Source organism: Arthrobacter sp. CJ23, assembly GCF_024741795.1.
In the GTDB taxonomy this organism is placed as follows: domain Bacteria; phylum Actinomycetota; class Actinomycetes; order Actinomycetales; family Micrococcaceae; genus Arthrobacter.
In genome coordinates, this window is record NZ_CP102950.1 from 1,430,613 (window position 1) to 1,447,671 (window position 17,059).

Genomic DNA, 17,059 nt, shown 5'->3' on the forward strand with positions numbered 1-17,059 from the left:
CATAGTCTTAGTGATGAAAATTCCGCCGCCGTATGGGGGTACTGCGGAATATCTCCAATGCCGGCATCTGCTGTCCGGTCCGGAAGTCGCCGCTGCCGGCGGCTGTGATGCAAAAGGGAATTTGAAGCTGTGACCTCTCTGTTCGGCAAGCTGGGGCTTAGGAAGCGCCGGAACAAGCTCATCACCGCTACCGCGTTCACCGCGGCCACCGCCGTCCTGGTGACCGGCGCTGTGCTGTACCCGGGATTCAAGACGGCCGAAGTGGAAGTCAACGACGGCGGCGTCTGGGTGGTCAGCAAGACCAAGAACGCGGTGGCGAGGCTCAACTACCCGTCCCGTGTGCTGGACGGCGCCGTGACACCGGCCACCACCACCTTCGACATCCTCCAGCACGACGGCGATGTGTTCGTGGACGACGAGTCCGGCTCCACCCTCAACCAGGTATCTCCCGCAAACCTCCGGCTCGGCGGCGACAAGCAGCTTCCCGCCTCCTCCCAGGTCAGTTTCGGTTCGCAGGTGCTGTCCGTGACGGACCCCGCCCGCGGCAAGGTCTGGTCCCTGTCACCCTCCACCGTCAACGGCTTTGACGAAGAAGGATCCGAGCCTGTCCTGGTGGGCTCGCCGGGCCTGGTGTCCGCGGTCGGCTCCGACAACCGCATCTACACGGCAGATCCGCAGAAGGGCGAAATCACCATCACCACGGTGGACCCCTCGGGCGAACGGACCGCCTCCGAGGTCACCCGGGTGGAGGACCTCAAGGGCGCAGGGGACCTGCAGCTCGCCGTGGTGGGCGACAATCCCGTGGTGCTGGATGCCGTGGGCGGGAAGCTCTTCCTCCCCGGCGGACGCACACTCCAGCTGCAGAACGCCCGTGACGCCAAGCTCCAGCAGAGCAGCACGGCGAGCGGCTACGTGGCCATCGCCACCCAGCAGGCCCTCCTGAAGCAGCCCCTGGACGGCTCCACGGCCGCCACCGTGGACGCCGGCGGCCAGGGTGTGCCCGCCGCGCCCGTGCAGGTGTCCGGCTGCGTCCACGCGGCCTGGTCCGGGGCCAACACATACATCCGCGACTGCGCCAACGACGCCGACGACAAGAAGTCGGACGTCCCGAAGGCCAGTGCCTCGCCGTCGTACGTTTTCCGGGTCAACCGGGACCTGGTGGTACTCAACGACGTGAACTCCGGCAGCGTGTGGCTGGTCAACCAGAACATGCAGCTGGTGGACAACTGGGACGACGTGGTTCCGCCCAAGAACCAGTCCGACGACCAGGACAAGGACTCAGCGGACAACAACACCATCAACGTGCTGCCGGACCGCACCAAACCCAACCGCTCCCCGGAAACCAAACCGGACGAAGTGGGCGTGCGCCCCGGCCGCACCACCATTCTCAGTGTGCTGGACAACGATTCAGACCCCGACGGCGACGTCCTCACCGCCGCTGTGGGCACCGCCGGACCCAAAGCCGGGACCCTGGAGAACATCTACGGCGGCACCGCCTTCCAGATCGCCGTTCCTGCCGACGCGGGCACCGGAACCGAGGTCTTCGACTACAACGCCTCGGACGGCCGCGGCCTCTCCGCCGGCGGCAAGGTCACCCTGCACGTGGTGGGCCCCGACGAGAACAAGGCGCCGCTCTTCAAACGGGCAGACCCCACCACCATCCTGGTGGAACAGGGCAAGGCCGTCAGCCAGAACATCCTCACGGACTGGATGGACCCCGACGGCGACGACCTGGTGCTCATGGATGCCAAGGCCGACAACCCCCAGGACCAAGTCAAGGTCCGCCGCGACGGGCTCCTGACGTACCAGGACTCCGGCGCGGCCCCGGGCAAGAAGAACATCACCGTCTCCGTGTGGGACGGCCGTGCCACCACCACTGGCCGCGTGGTCATCAACGTCCAGCCCCCGGGCGCCCTGGCTCCCGTGGTCAATGCCGACCACGTCACCGCCGTGGTGGGCCAGGACCTGGTCATCTCGCCGCTGAAGAACGACATCGACCCCAACGGCGGCGCACTGCGCCTGGCGCACGTCGAGGCAGCCGGCCCGGCCGAACTCGGCCCCGTGACCGACGGCGGGACCTTCACCTTCCGCAGTACCACTCCCGGGCCCGTCTATCTGACGTACATTGCCAGCAACGGGCCGCAGAGCAGCCAGGGCCTGGTCCGCGTGGATGTCGAATCGGGCAAGGACGCGGGCGTACCCGTGGCCGTCCACGACGTCGCGCTGCTCCCCGTGGGCGGCAGCACCCTGCTGGACCCGCTGGCCAACGATTCCGACCCCTCCGGCGGCGTGCTGGTGCTGCAGTCCGTGGCACTGGCCGACGGCGCCACCGCCTCCGTCAGCGTGATCGACCACAGCGTCCTGCGCATCACGGACGTGGTGGGCACCAAGGAGCCGTTCGTCTTCAACTACACCATGTCCAACGGGCACAAGTCCGCCTCCGGAACCGTGAGCGTGGTCCCGGTCCCGGCACCCGCCGTCGTGGAGGCACCGCAGCCCAAACCGGACGAAGTCAACGTGCGCGTCAACGACGTGGTCACCATTCCCGTGCTGGCCAATGACACGCACCCGCAGGGCGAGCCGCTGCTGGTGGACCCGGTGCTGGCCCAGTCCATTCCGGAAGCCGACGGCAAGGCGTTCGTCTCCGAAAACACGCTGCGCTTCATCGCCGGCCCCACCGCCAAGACCGTGCGGGCCATCTACAACGCGGTGGATCCGCAGGGCCAGAAGAGTGCCGCCGCCGTGACCATCCACATCCTGCCGTTGGAAGGCGCCGAGAACTCGCGCCCCCAGCCGCAGAACCTGACCGCCCGCGTGGTGGCCAGCGGATCGGTGCGGATTCCGGTGCCGCTGGACGGAATCGACCCCGACGGCGACTCGGTCCAGCTCACGGGCATCGACACCACCCCGGGCATGGGCACCGCCACCGTGGGCAGCAACTTCATCGACTTTGTGGCCGCAGGCGACGGATCCGGGACGGATTCGTTCCGCTACAAGGTCATCGACCGCCAGGGCGCCGTCAACACCGGCACCGTCACGGTGGGCGTGGCTCCCCGCGGCGACGCCAACCAGAAGCCCACGCCGGTGGACGACGAGGTCAAGGTCCGTCCGGGCCGCCAGATTGCCGTTGACGTCACCGCGAACGACTCCGACCCCGACGGCGACCTGATCCGCATCAAGGGCGACGGCATCGAAGCCGACTCCGGCCTGGACGCCCACGTCAGCGAGACCAGCGGCCGCATTCTGGTCACGGCGCCCACCACCGAGGGAACCGTCAACGTCCGCTACTCCGTGGCCGACGAACGCGACGCCGTGGGGCATGCCACCATCCGGCTCGTGGTCAAGAACGACATCCCGCTCCTGGCCCCCGTGGCACGCGATGACCGGGTGACCTCGGCACAGACGCTCGGCAAGTCTGCCGTCGACGTTCCCGTCCTCAAGAACGACGAGGACCCGGACGGCGTGGGCGAGAACCTGAAGCTCAGCACCGAGGCCGCCACCGCGCGGCCCGGTACCGAGGGCAACATCGTGGTTGAGCTCACCGAGCAGCCGCAGCTGATCCCGTATACCGTGGAAGACGTGGACGGGCAGAAGTCCACGGCCATCATCTGGGTCCCCGGAATCGGCCAGCAGCTCCCCACCCTGGCCAAGGACGAGGTCATCGAGCTCATCGCGGGGCAGTCCGTGACGGTGGACCTGCGCGAATGGGTCAAGGTCCGCGACGGACGCTCACCGCGGCTGACCCAGACCGACCGCATCAAGCTCATCGGCGCCGACGGCGGCGATCCGGTCGCGAACGACGGCACCGCCATCAAGTACACGGCCGGCAAGGAATACGTGGGGCCCGGTTCCATCAGCTTCGAGGTCACGGACGGCACAGGCCCGGACGACCCCAACGGCCTCAAAGCCACGTTGAGTATCCGCACCAAGGTCCTGCCGGACCCCAACCGGAACCACGCCCCCACGCTGCTGGGCAGCAACATCGACGTTCCCCTGGGCGACCGGGCCAGCACCGAGCTGGACAAACTCACCAGCGATCCCGACGGCGACGACGTCGCCAACATGCGCTATGAAATGGTGGGCGGCACTCCGGCCGGTTTCAACGTCAGCATCGAGGGCAAGGTCCTGCGGGTGTCGGCGGGGGACGGCGTGAAGCCCGGTGCCGCGGGTGCCCTGCAGCTCAAGGCCAAGGACCCCCGCGGACTCGAGGCGATGGCCACCTACAAGCTGTCCGTCACAGCTTCCAATCGGCCCAAACCGGTGGCCAACGACGACGTCGAAGCCAACGCGGCCGCGGGCAAGGCAGTCACCGTCAAGGTGCTTGCCAACGACGCCAATCCGTTCCCGGAGGCGCCCCTGAAGATCATCTCCGCGCTCACCGAAACCGGCCAGGGAACCGCAGCGGTCACCGGCGACTCCGTCACCGTGACGCCGGCGGCGGGATTCACCGGCACCATGATCGTGGCCTACACGGTTGCGGACAAGACCGATGATTCCTCCCGCTACGCCACGGCTCGGATCCGCCTGACGGTCAAGGACCGGCCCCTGGCCCCCACCACGCCGCTGGCACAGAGCGTGGGGGACCGGACGGCCCTGCTGACCTGGACGGCACCCGCGGACCGAGGCTCGCCCATCACCAAGTACACCGTGCGGGGGGAAGGCTTCACGCACGACTGCCCGGCCAATACCTGCACCCTGACGGGGCTCACCAACAACACCAAGTACCACTTCACGGTGACGGCCACCAACGCCATCGGCGAGTCGGAGTCCTCGCCGGCCTCCGCCGAGGTCCGGCCGGATGTCAAACCGGACACCCCGGTGGCGCCCACGCTGACCTTCGGCGACAAGCAGCTGTCCGTCGCCTGGACCGCCCCGGCCAGCAAGGGCTCGCCGGTCACGTCCTACGACCTGGAGATTTCCCCCGCCCCCGCAGGCCAGAACGCCCAGATCCAGAACCTGACCGCTGTCAGCTACGTTTGGAAGGGCCTGCAGAACGGCGTGGCCTACAAGGTCAGGGTCCTGGCGCGCAACGACGCCAAGGAACCCTCCGAATGGAGCCCGTACTCCGCGGCCGAGACGCCGGCGGGCGTGCCCGCCACGCCGGCCGCTCCCACGGCGAGCGGTGCGGGATCCGTGGGGAACCAGAGCCAGATGAAGGTCAGCTGGACGGCGCCCAACAACAATGGCGACGCCGTCTCCTCCTACACGCTGACCACCTACCTGGGCGGCGCGGTCGTGACCTCCCAGCCGGTGACCGGGACCTCGCAGAACGTCACGGTGGCGAACTCCGAGGCCGACTACACCTTCACGGTCTCGGCCACCAACAAGGCCGGAACCAGCGCTGCCAGCCAGCACTCGGCCGCGATCCGCGCCGCGGGGAAGCCCGGCACCGTGAACAGCGGAACGGTGGTCCCCAACGGAAACAGCGGCCAGCTGGACGTGACCTTCACCAGGCTCACCGAGGCTCAGCGCAACGGTTCGCAGGACACCGAAATCCGCTACACATGGTCCACCGCCAGCGGATCCGGACCCATTCCGGCAGGCGGCGGAACCATCACCGGCCAACCCAACGGCGCCGACGTCACCGTCAACATCATTGCGACGTCCGTGAAGAACAACATGTCCGGCGACGCCAAGGCCATCGGCACCGGCAACCCCTACGGGCCGCCGAACGCACCGGTCCTCAACGGCGGAACCTCCGGCACGGGCAACCAAAACGTCAGCTGGACCTGGAACAAACCGGCCGCCAACGGCCGGGCCATCCAGCGCTTTGAAGTCAGCTACGACGGCGGCGGCTGGACCAGCGTCGGCATGGACCAGAGCTACAGCCGCGATACCGGGGGCTGGAGCCGCACCAAGAACCTCCAGGTCCGCGCATGCTCCGTGGTGTGCGGTGCAGCGGACTCGGCCAACTCCACGTCCGGCGCCGACCCGACGCCGCCCATAACAGAAGTCCGGGTCAAGCAGAGCGACTACAACAGCTGTCCCGGCAAGCCCGGCGTGCGGGACCGGTTCAGCTCGCCCCCGCCAGACTGCGGGGGGAACGATGCCAACTGGGTGTCCTACACGGACGGCTGGATCCGCACCAGCTGCTGGATGAACATCTACGGTTCGAGCGAAAGCTCCAACCCGCCGTCGTACTACCAGTGGTACCGCATGGAGACCGGCCCGCACGTGGGCTGGTACGTCAAGCTTGCGACGATCGATATCCGCGGAAACGGCGTCGGCCGATGCTGATGACCACGCTCCACCCAGGCCAGACACAACAGAACAGGAACTACCCATGACCATGACCACCGAGCAGGCCACGTGGTTTGCAGGCACCTTCGACAAGCTCGTTGCCAACGTCAGCCTGGCGGTGCTCGGCAAGGAACACGTCATCCGCCTGACCTTCATGGCGATGCTGGCCGAGGGGCACGTGCTGTTCGAGGACGCCCCGGGTACCGGCAAGACCTCGCTGGCCCGCGCCCTGGCCGCCACGGTGCAGGGTTCCAGCAACCGCATCCAGTTCACCCCTGACCTGCTGCCCTCCGACGTCACGGGTGTGACCATCTACGACCAGAAGACGCAGAAGTTCGAGTTCCACAAGGGCCCGGTCTTCAACAACATCGTCCTGGCCGATGAAATCAACCGTGCCTCGCCGAAGACGCAGTCCGCGCTGCTGGAGGTCATGGAGGAATCCCGCGTCACCGTGGACGGCGTCACCCACGAGGCCGGGCGCCCGTTCATGGTGCTCGCCACCCAGAACCCGATCGAGCAGGCCGGCACCTACCGCCTGCCCGAGGCCCAGCTGGACCGCTTCCTGATCAAGACCTCCATCGGCTACCCGGACCACAGCTCCACGGTCCGCCTGCTCGGCGGCGCCAACCTCAAGGACCGTTCCAAGGACCTCACCCCGATCATCACCACCCAGGCCGTGGCGGACATGGCGGACCTTGCGGCCACCACGCACGTGGACACCGCCGTCCTGGAATACATCTCCCGGCTCTGCGAAGAGACCCGCAATGCCCCCGAGACCCGCCTGGGCGTCTCCGTGCGTGGCGCCCTTGCCATGGTCCGCGCCGCCAAGGTGTGGGCCGCCGGCCAGGGCCGCAACTTCGTGCTCCCGGACGATGTCAAGGAACTTGCCCCAGTGGTCTGGACGCACCGCTTCGTCATGGACCCCGAGGCCGAGTTCTCCGGCGCCACGCCTGACGCCGTCCTCACCCGGGTGCTGGCCGACGTCGCCGCCCCGCAGCAACGCGCCGCCTGACGCCGGGCGCCTTCCCTCCCTTCCGGCACCGAACAAAGGTCTCCACCATGTCCACCAGCTCACCCCTGAAACGGGCTGCTGAGTCCCTCAGGCGTACGCTCCCGGCCGTCGGGGCTCGGCTCGGCGCCGCTCGCGTGCCGGGCCGGCTGCCCGCCAAACTGCACCCGGCCGCCGTCTGGTCCGAAGCGTATTCGGCAGCGGGGGAGTTCCTCGCACCGTCCTGGGAGGCAGTGCGCCGGCTGTGGCTGCGCTACGCCTGGCCCGTGCTCTCGGTGGTCAGCGTCCTCGGCTGGGTGGTGCTGGGGGCTGCCCTCGCACTGTGGGCCGCCGGACACGCCTGGGGCTGGGGCGAAGCCACCTCAGCCGCCCTGGTGGCCGGACTCCTGCTGCTTCTCGCCATCGTCTTCATCCTGGGCCGCTCCGCCTACGGCGTGGTCCTTGACCTGGCCCGCACCCGCGTCGCGGTGGGGGACGACGCCGTCGGGAGCATCGCCGTCTCCAACACCTCGGCGCGTCCGTTGCTGCCCGCCGACTTGGAACTGCCGGTCGGCTCCAACATCGCGGTCTTCCACCTGCCACGGATGAAGCCCGCACAGGTGCACGAGGACCTGTTCACCATCCCCACGGCGCGTCGTGCCGTGATCGTCGTCGGGCCGGTCCGCTCAGTGCGGGCGGATCCGCTGCACCTGCTGCGCCGCCGGGTCCTCTGGACCCAACCGGTGGACCTCTTCGTCCACCCCCGCACCGTGGCCCTGGCCGGTTCCGCCGCCGGCTTCATCCGCGACCTCGAGGGCATGCCCACCACCGAGCTCTCCAGCGCCGACGTCTCCTTCCACGCCCTGCGCGACTACGTGCCGGGCGATGACCGCCGCCACATCCACTGGAAAACCACGGCCCGCACCAACAAGCTCATGGTCCGCCAGTTCGAGGAAACCCGCCGCGCCCACCTGGCCATCTCGCTGTCCATCAACACGGACGAATACGCGAACGAGGCCGAATTCGAAATGGCCATCTCGGTGGCCGCGTCCATCGGCCGGCAAGCCATCCGGGAGCAGCGCGAGCTGGACGTCCTGACGCAGAAGGGGCCGCTGCGCTGCGAAACCGGCCGCAACATGCTGGACGACATGACCCGGATCGTCGGCTCATCCATGCGCAAGACCGCCGTCGACCTCGCCAGGACCCTCTCCGACCACGTGCCCAACGCCTCCGTGGTGTTCTTCGTGGTGGGCAGCAGCATCACCGCCACCCAGCTCCGTTCCGCCGCGGCCTCCGTGCCGCCGGGCGTACGCAGCCTGGCCGTCCGCGTGCAGCCCGGCGCCGCGCCGTCCCGCGCAAACATCGCCGATCTCACCGTCCTCACCGTGGGCGACCTTGACGATCTGGCCCTTGTCCTTCGAAAGGCGGCCGCATGAGTTCCGCACCGGGCCCGCCCACGCGCAGGCAAACCGCGGCCGCCCGCAATGCGGGCCCCACCTTCGCCGACGGGCGTCCGGCCTGGCATTTCGCCGTCGACGCCGGTGCCCTGGTGGTGCTGCTGGGGCTCGGCGTGCTGGGCTTCAGCCTGAGCTTCGGCGGCGATCCGCACTATCTGCTGGCCGGCTTCGGGGGCGTGGTCCTGGGCCTCGGCATCGCGCTCCTGAACGCCCGGCTGCGGCTGGGCCTGCTGATCACCACGGCCCTGGCCTTCGGCTCCTACATGGTGCTGGGCACGGCCCTCGCCGTGCCCGATGCCGCCGTGGCCCGGGTTCTCCCGAGCCTGGACTCGCTGCGCACCCTGCTGCTGGGCATCGTGTTCTCCTGGAAGGACATGCTGACGGTGGGCGTGCCCGTGGGCACCGCCAACGGCATGCTCATTGTGCCGTTCCTCAGCGCCCTGGTGGCCTCGCTGTGCGCGGGGCTGCTCGTGTGGCGGCTCAGGAGCCCGTACTGGCCGCTGCTGCCCGTGCTGGTCCTGTTCGCCACCGGCATCGCCTTCAGCACCAGCGCCGGGTTCCTGAACGTGGAACGCGGCATCTCCCTGGCCATGGTGTCCATCGCCTGGGCTACCTTCCGCCGTGACGCCCTGCGCCGCAACGATACGCGCAAGGTGTCCGCGAACCGCCCCGGCGCCGATGCGGCCGTGGCCCGAAGGGGCCGCATCCGCCGTCTGGGGACCGCCGCCGCGGTGATCGTGGCCGCCGTCGGGATCACCGCCGTCGCATCCCCGCTGGTGACCTCGGACGACGACCGCAAGGTGCTGCGCAACAGCATCGTTCCGCCCTTCGATCCGCGGGACTACATCACCCCGCTGGCCAGCTTCCGGAACTTCGTGAAGGACAAGAAGGACGACGAACTGTTCACCGTCAAGGGCCTGCCGAAGGACGGCCGGGTCCGGCTGGCGGCACTGGATGCCTTCAACGGCGTCAACTACACCATGGATCCGAATAGCTCCGGCAACTTCAGCAAGGTGGGCGATGCCCGCTCGCTGAACACGCTCGCGGGCCCTGAAAGCCCCGCTGGCGGCAGCAGCTACACCCTGGACATCAGCATCCAGGACTACCAGGGGTACTTCGTCCCGGGCGGGCGGCACACCACGGGCATGGGCTTCACCCAGGGCTCCGGCGCCGGGTCCGGGCTGTACTTCAATGCCGGGACGGACACCGCCGTCACCACCAAGGGCCTGGCCGCGGGCGATGCCTACTCCGTGCAGGTCTCGGACCCGGGAAAGCTCGAACACGGGCAGCTCACCCAATACGACTTCGCCAGGCTGACCCTGCCGGAAACGCAGGACGTGCCGCCGATCGTGGCGTCGCAGGCCAACGAATTGTCCGCCGACGCCCCCACGGCCATCGACCGCGTGCGCCAGATCGAGGCGCACTTCCAGAAGAGCGGGGCGTTCAGCAACGGGCTCGTGGCGGACGGGCAGCTGCCCAGCCTGCCCGGGCACGGTGCCGCCCGGATCCGCAGCCTGCTCTCCGCCAAGCAGATGCTCGGCGACGACGAGCAATACGCCGTGGCGATGTCCCTGATGCTCCGGCACCTGGGGATCCCCTCGCGCGTGGTCATGGGTTTCTACCCTGACCCGAAGAGCCCGGAGAACGGTGCCGGCGAGGTCCGGATCAAGGGCAAAGACGTCCACGCCTGGGTGGAGGTGGCGTTCGACCGGGTGGGCTGGGTGTCCTTCGACCCCACGCCGCCCAAGGACAACGTCCCCATCCCGCCGGACCCGGAGAACAAATCCAAGCCCAAGCCGCAGGTGCTGCAGCCGCCGCCCCCGCCGCAGGAGCCGGCGGACCTTCCGCCGGACTCCACCCCCGACGCCTTGGACGCCGACGAGAAGAAGAACAACCCCTGGCTGTTCTGGGGTCCGCTGCTGGCCACCATCGGCACCGCGCTGATCCCGCTCGGCATCCTGGCGCTGCCGCTGCTGCTGATCGCCTTGTTGAAGGCCCGACGCCGGAAGTCCCGGCTGAGCGACGGCCACGCCGCCCAGCGGCTCGGCGGAGGCTGGAGTGAAGTCCTCAGCCTCGCAACAGACATGGGTGCTGCGATCGACGGCAAATCAACGCGCCGCGAATCGGCAACGGTCATCGCCGAGGCGTTCCCGTCCACGGGATCCACCACCACCCTGCTGGCCCACCGGGCCGATGCCGCGATCTTCGGTGCTGGCCAGCCGAGCGAGGAGGAGGTCCGGGACTACTGGGCCACCGTGGACTCCTCGCTGGAGAGCATCACGGCGAGCGTTGGCTTCTGGAAGCGCCAGCAGGCGCGGTTCTCACCGCGTTCCCTTCTCGCCGACGGCCGTGCCCTGCTGCGCCGGCGCCGTGCATCCAAGGAGAGCGCATCGGAGGAGAGTGCAGCCAAGGAGGGCGCTGCCGCGGAGGGCGCTGCCAGGGAGAGCCGGGAACCGTGATGAGCGCACACGCAGAACTCTGCCCGGCGTGCCGGCAGGCCGTCCGGCCAGGCGCCGCCTATTGCACCCACTGCGGGGCGCCGCTGAGCAACCGCGGCGCCCGGATCGGACGCAACGCGAACCAAGCGCAGCGAGCTGCGGCAGGCCAGCCGGGAGGGCAGGGCCCTACGGATCCCGGTAGGATCTCCGTAGTGCCGGCCGGCCAAGGCGGGCCGGCAAGGCAAGCGGGACCAGGGGGAGGGGCCACCATGACAGCACGGCTGGAGCTTGTTCCGGCGTCGGCGGGCAGGCGGCTGGGCGCCGCGGTGCTCGACTGGCTCGGACCGCTGGTGGTCCTGGCCACCACTTTCACCCTGGGCATCGCGGGCATCACGCAGAGCCGTTCGAACGGCTTCATTGTCTACGACACCGGCCTTCTCGTGCTGCTCGGCAGCATCGGGCTGGGCGTCACCGTGGCCTACATCTTCGTGCTGCTGGGCATTGAGGCCCGCTCCGGGAACACCATCGGCAACCAGCTCATGGGGATCCGCAGCGCTGACTCCGACGGCTACGCTCCCGGGGCGGGCGTGGTCTTCGTGCGGGGCATCGTGACCGGGGCCGGCGTGCTGCTGGCGGCCATCGCGGCCGTGGTGCTGCTCCTCCTGGGCTGGATCGGACTGGCTGCGTGGGTCCTCCCGGCCCTGCTGCTCCTGGCCGGGGTCTGGGCAATCCTGGTGGTGGTCTCCAACTCCTGGGACAGCAACGCCAAGCTCCGCGGCTGGCAGGACAAAGCGGCCAAGTCGCTGATGTTCGACGTCGCCGCCGGCCGCAACCCCATCACCAGCGGGGGCATCCAGGGCCCGTACAGTTTCGCGCCCCTGGACCTGCCGCCCGTGCAGCAGGTGTCCTCGCCGGTGGCTTCAGCACCTGTGCCGAGCCGCGTCCCGGCGCCTGTGCAGTCGCCCATCCCTGCCCCCGTGCCGCCGCGCCTGGCGCAGCCGGTGCCTTCCCATCCCGACGACGACGTCGAACGGACCCAGCTGCGCGCCGGCGCTGCCCGCGACGGTGCCGCCCGCGCCAGGGCTGTGCTGCGGATCCGCATCGACGACGGCCAGGACATCCAGCTCGCCGCCACCGCACTGATCGGCCGCAATCCGGCCGCCCAGCCGGGCGAAACCGCAGAGCAGCTGCTCGCCGTCGCGGATCCGGGACGCTCCATCTCCAAGACGCACCTGCAGCTGCGGGTGGCAGACGGCGGCGTCTGGGTCACGGACCGCAATTCCACCAACGGCAGCGCCGTCACCACTCCCGACGGCATCCAGACCAGGCTCCACCCCGGGCACGCTTTGTTTGTGCGCCCGGGTTCCACCGTGCACTTTGGGGACCGCACCTTCCACCTAGGACAAGCATGAATTCACGGCCGGCAGTCCCTGCCGACACCCTTCCCCTCGAGCCCGGCTTCCGCCTCAACTACGGCTACGGCACCGACCGCGGGCTGCGGCGCGAACTGAACGAGGATTCCTTCATCGCCTCCGATCCCGTCTTCGCCGTGGCGGACGGCATGGGCGGCCATGAGGCCGGCGAGATCGCCAGCGGCACCTGCGTGCGGACCCTGGCGGCTGTGCCGCAGCTCTCGGCCGGCGTGCGTTCGGCGACGGCGGTGGACCTGCAGGCGTGCCTGCTCGACGCCGACTCCCGCATCCGCGCGGCCACCGGCGCCCGCGCCGGGACCACTCTGTCCGGCGTGGTGGTGGTGGAACAGATGGGGGTCCCGTACTGGCTGGTCATGAACATCGGCGACTCCCGGACCTACCGGCTCAGCCAGGGGGAGTTCTCCCAAGTCAGCGTGGACCACTCCGAGGTGCAGGAACTGGTGGATTCCGGGGAGATCACCCCCGAGCAGGCAGCCGTCCACCCCCGCCGCCATGTTGTCACCCGGGCCCTGGGCACCGGAGACGAGACCGAAGCCGACTTCTGGCTGCTCCCCATCCAGGAAGGCGACCGCGTGATGGTCTGCTCCGATGGGCTCAACGGGGAACTCGGCGACGAGCACCTGTTCCGGATCCTCAGCACCGTGGCCCACCCCCAGGACGCCGTGGACGCCCTGATCCAGGCCGCCCTGCGCAGCGGCGGCCGGGACAACGTGACGGTCATTGTCATCGACGCCCAGAACGTGTTCAACGACGCCGGCACCGCCACCACGGCGCCGCGGCAGGGCCACGCCGAGGACACCCTGCCCCGCTCGCAGTTGGTGAGCGCCGATGAAGGCAACCCACGCAGTGAAGGCAACACCGATGGCCGAAGCTAGGTACATTCCGGGCGGCTGGTTCGCCGTGGCCCGCTCCGGCACCGTGGTCCTCCTCGCACCGGAGACCCGTCCCGATCTCCTGGAGTCCGTCTGGACGCTGCTGGAATCGGCACCGGAAGCGCACGAGGTCCTGCACGCCGTCACGGATGCCTTCGGGGTGTCCCTGAGCCGGATTCCGCCCTTCGGCATCATCGACTCCAAGGAGTCCCTGCGGGTGTTCCTGCGGGGCGAAATGGAACTCTCCGTTGATCTGGGGTCGGAAACGGAACGGCTCAGCGGGCGCGACGTCACCACGTGGACGGAACGCCGGATTTCGGGCGCTGCCTCCTACCGGCTCAGGATCGGGCCGGTTGCCGCGCCCGGTGTTTCCGGCCGTGAAGGCAAGGGCCGTGAAGGCCTCAATAGTGATGGCCCGACGGCGGCTTCCGGACTGCCGCTCGGCGACGCCGTGGTGCTGCTCTCCGCCCTTGACGTTTCCTTCACGGGCGGGGAACCGGCGGCCGGCGACGGGGTAGCCGGGTCGGTGTCCGGAGAACTTGCGCTGATTGAAGCCGTGCCGGTTGAGGCCGCGCCGGTTGAGGCCGTGCCGGTTGAAGCCGCGCCGGTTGAAGAAGTGCCGGTTGAAGCCGCGCCGGTTGAAGAAGTGCCTGTCGAAACTGTGCTGGGCTTTGAGGCAGAGGCCCATGCTGATGCCAATGCCAATGCCAATGCCAATGCCAATGCCAATGCCAATGCCAATGCTGATGCTGACGCAGACCTGGGCCTCACGATCGCGCCCGGCCAGCCCCACCCCTTGGACTCCCCGGCGGCGGCTCCCGCCGAGGTTCCGGAGCAGCCGGCCATGGCCGCGTCCATCCTGCACCCCGAGGAGAACACCAGCAGCTACGACCACCTCTGGGACAAGACGGTCATGCGGAACATCGAGGACGCCGCAGTACGGGTGGATCCGGACGCCGACGAGCATGCCGAACCTCAGCCGCCCGTGGCAGGCGAAGCCTTCCGAGCCCAGGTCCTTCCGGCGGGGGAAGAGGAAGACGTCCTGGCCGAAGCACCGGCAGCTGCCGCCGTTGTCGAGCCACCGGCCGTCGAGCCTTTTGCACCCATCGCCAGCGGCCTGATCGATTCCGTCCCTTGGAGCACCGGCGGCACGCCCATGCCTGCTCCGGCGCGCCAGGCCCCAACCGGGAAGCCAGCCCAGGAGCCGGCCCCGGCGCCCATCCAGCAGCCCGCGTGGCTGCCAGCCGTCCCGGCCGGCGTTCCCGCGCCGCCGAGCGCCGCACCGCAAACCACCAGCGAACCGGCACCGGCACCGGAACCCGGTGAGGACCCGGGCTACGACCACGACGGCCAGACGATCGTCAAGAGCAGCCTCGGCACGGTGGACACGGTTCCCGAGGCGCCGTCCCAGGCCGCGGTGCACTCCAACGGCCCCACGGTGCTGGCCAGGGTCTGCCCGCAGGGCCACGCCAACCCGCCCACGTACTCCCAGTGCGCGGCCTGCGGCCTGTCGCTCCCCGGGGACGGCCGCCAGGTGCCGCGCCCCCGTCTGGGCCGCATGCGCCTGTCCACCGGTGAAGTGATCGACCTCGATCAATCGCTCATCATCGGCCGGCAGCCCTCCGTTTCCCGCGTCCAGGGCGGCGTCATGCCCAAGCTGGTCCAGGTGGGCAGTCCCGGAGGCGACATTTCACGTTCACACGTGGAGGTGCGGCTGGAAGGCTGGCACGTCATGCTGTGCGACCTCAAGGCCACCAACGGCACCGTGCTGGTCCGTGAAGGCCAGGCCCCGCGCCGTCTCGCCCAGAGCGAGATGGCCATCCTGCTGGACGGCGACATCGCCGAACTGGGGGACAACATTTCATTGCGTTTCGAGGAGATTCTGTGAGTTCCAAGCGGCCGCCCGCCCCGCCGCCACCCCTGCCCGGGTACCAATACATCAGCCTGCTCGGCTCCGGCGGATTCTCCGACGTGTACCTGTACGAGCAGGACCGGCCGCGCCGCAAGGTCGCCGTCAAGGTCCTGCTTTCGGACCTGAAGACCGAGGGCGCCCGGCGCAGCTTCGAGTCCGAGGCCAACCTGATGGCGCAGCTGTCCTCGCACCCGTACATCGTGACCATCTTCGAGGCCCAGATCACCGAGAACGGCCATTCCTACCTCGCCATGGAGTACTGCTCCCGGCCGAGCCTGGATGTCCGTTACCGCCGCCAGCGCTTCAGCGTGGACGAGGTCCTGGCCGTCGGCATCCAGGTGGCGTCCGCCGTCGAGACGGCGCACCGGGCCGGGATTGTGCACCGCGACATCAAGCCCGCCAACATCCTGGTGACGGACTACAACCGGCCCGCCCTGACCGACTTCGGCATCTCCGGCGTGATCGGCGCGGACGACGACCAGGACGCCGGGATGTCCATTCCCTGGTCTCCGCCCGAGCAGTTCCGGGGCGGCGCTGTGGACGGCGTCCCGGTGGACGTGTGGGCGCTCGGCGCCACCCTGTACACGCTCCTCGCCGGACGCTCCCCGTTCGTGCTCCCCGGCCAGGACAACTCGCAGCGGGAATTGATCTCGCGCATCACCAACTCGCCCGTGCCGCGCCTTGGCCGGGCGGACGTCCCGGAATCCCTGGAACTGGTCCTGGCCACGGCCATGGCGAAGTCCCCGGTCTCGCGGTACTCCTCGGCGCACACCTTCGCCCTGGCCCTGCAGCGCATCCAGGCCGAATTGAACCTTTCCGTCACGCCGTTCGAGGTCCTCGAGGAACCGCACCACGGGGACGATTCGCACCCGGATGACGGGTTCGAGGAAACCCGCGTCCGCAGCATCGCCTCGATCGATCCCGACGGCGGCACGGCCTCCACGGCGTCCGCCCCCACCTTCCCGGCCCGGACGTTCCCCGCCACTGTTCCGGAGCCGGGCCCGGCTGCGCCCGCCCCGGCCCCGGCGTCGGCACGGCCGACGGTGCCTGCCTCCGCGCCCGCCCCGGCCCAGCCGGAAAGCACAGCCGAGTCCACGGTGCTCCGCGGCTGGATTCCCCAGGGACCGCCTTCGGCCGCGCCCGCCGGCCGCCTGCCGGGTGACGACGTGGACCTCGCCGCAACCGTCAACCGGCCCGCCGTAGCCGCGGAGCCCGGAGCCGACCCCGCCGGGGACGGGCCGGCGGACCACCGCAAGCGCAACCTCTGGCTCGCCGCCGCCGGTGCAGCGGTCCTGGCGTCCGCCATCGTGGTGGGCATTGTGCTGGGTTCCGGTGCCCAACCGAAGGTCCAGCCCGCCGAACAGGGCAGCAAGCCCCCCGCTGACGCGCTGGACAGCGGCAACGTTCCCGAGATCGAAGGCCTCGCCGGGGCGCGGGATGCCAAGGACCCGAACATCATCGTCTTCACGTGGAAGAACCCCGATCCCAAGGCAGGCGACAAGTACAAGTACCGGCAGAAGTCGGCCAAGTCCGAGGGAACATATGAGACGGCGCTGGGCGAGAGAGCCGCAGTCTCCGGGCTGGGCGAGGCGCCCATCTGCGTCCAGGTCATCATCGTCCGCGCAGACGGTGAGGCATCGCCCGGAGGCCCGGACTCCATCGCTTGCCTGGACTCGTGACCGGCACATGATACGTACACACAGCCGTCTGAGGAGGCAC

8 protein-coding genes are annotated in these 17,059 nt (G+C 69.3%); all 8 read left to right on the forward strand.

The window, feature by feature from the left end; translation table 11 throughout:
* Nucleotides 1-129 precede the first annotated feature (129 nt).
* From NVV90_RS06345 to NVV90_RS06380, 8 genes are read left to right on the forward strand one after another with little or no spacing between them, the layout of a single operon-like run.
* Nucleotides 130-6,237 carry an Ig-like domain-containing protein gene (locus tag NVV90_RS06345; RefSeq protein ID WP_258440344.1) on the forward strand — a complete coding sequence of 2,036 codons (6,108 nt, stop codon included), beginning with the start codon at nt 130-132 and terminating at the stop codon, nt 6,235-6,237.
* 46 nt (nt 6,238-6,283) lie between these two features.
* Nucleotides 6,284-7,252: a MoxR family ATPase gene (locus NVV90_RS06350; protein ID WP_258440345.1), complete on the forward strand. Its 969-nt coding sequence runs from the start codon at nt 6,284-6,286 to the stop codon at nt 7,250-7,252.
* A gap of 47 nt (nt 7,253-7,299) precedes the next feature.
* Nucleotides 7,300-8,664 carry a DUF58 domain-containing protein gene (locus NVV90_RS06355; protein ID WP_258440346.1) on the forward strand — a complete coding sequence of 455 codons (1,365 nt, stop codon included), beginning with the start codon at nt 7,300-7,302 and terminating at the stop codon, nt 8,662-8,664.
* The gene (locus NVV90_RS06360; protein ID WP_258440347.1) at nt 8,661-11,144 is read left to right on the forward strand and encodes a transglutaminase domain-containing protein; all 2,484 of its coding nucleotides are present in this window, start codon (nt 8,661-8,663) and stop codon (nt 11,142-11,144) included. The genes NVV90_RS06355 and NVV90_RS06360 overlap by 4 nt, the downstream gene beginning before the upstream one ends.
* Nucleotides 11,144-12,535 carry an RDD family protein gene (locus NVV90_RS06365; RefSeq protein WP_258440348.1) on the forward strand — a complete coding sequence of 464 codons (1,392 nt, stop codon included), beginning with the start codon at nt 11,144-11,146 and terminating at the stop codon, nt 12,533-12,535. The genes NVV90_RS06360 and NVV90_RS06365 overlap by 1 nt, the downstream gene beginning before the upstream one ends.
* Entirely contained in the window at nt 12,532-13,431 is a 900-nt protein-coding gene (locus tag NVV90_RS06370) for a PP2C family serine/threonine-protein phosphatase (RefSeq protein ID WP_258440349.1), read from the forward strand. The genes NVV90_RS06365 and NVV90_RS06370 overlap by 4 nt, the downstream gene beginning before the upstream one ends.
* Complete coding sequence (locus NVV90_RS06375) at nt 13,418-15,316, forward strand: hypothetical protein (protein ID WP_258440350.1); 1,899 nt, start codon at nt 13,418-13,420, stop codon at nt 15,314-15,316. The genes NVV90_RS06370 and NVV90_RS06375 overlap by 14 nt, the downstream gene beginning before the upstream one ends.
* Nucleotides 15,313-17,019: a serine/threonine-protein kinase gene (locus NVV90_RS06380; RefSeq protein ID WP_258440351.1), complete on the forward strand. Its 1,707-nt coding sequence runs from the start codon at nt 15,313-15,315 to the stop codon at nt 17,017-17,019. The genes NVV90_RS06375 and NVV90_RS06380 overlap by 4 nt, the downstream gene beginning before the upstream one ends.
* The last annotated feature ends 40 nt before the right edge of the window (nt 17,020-17,059 follow it).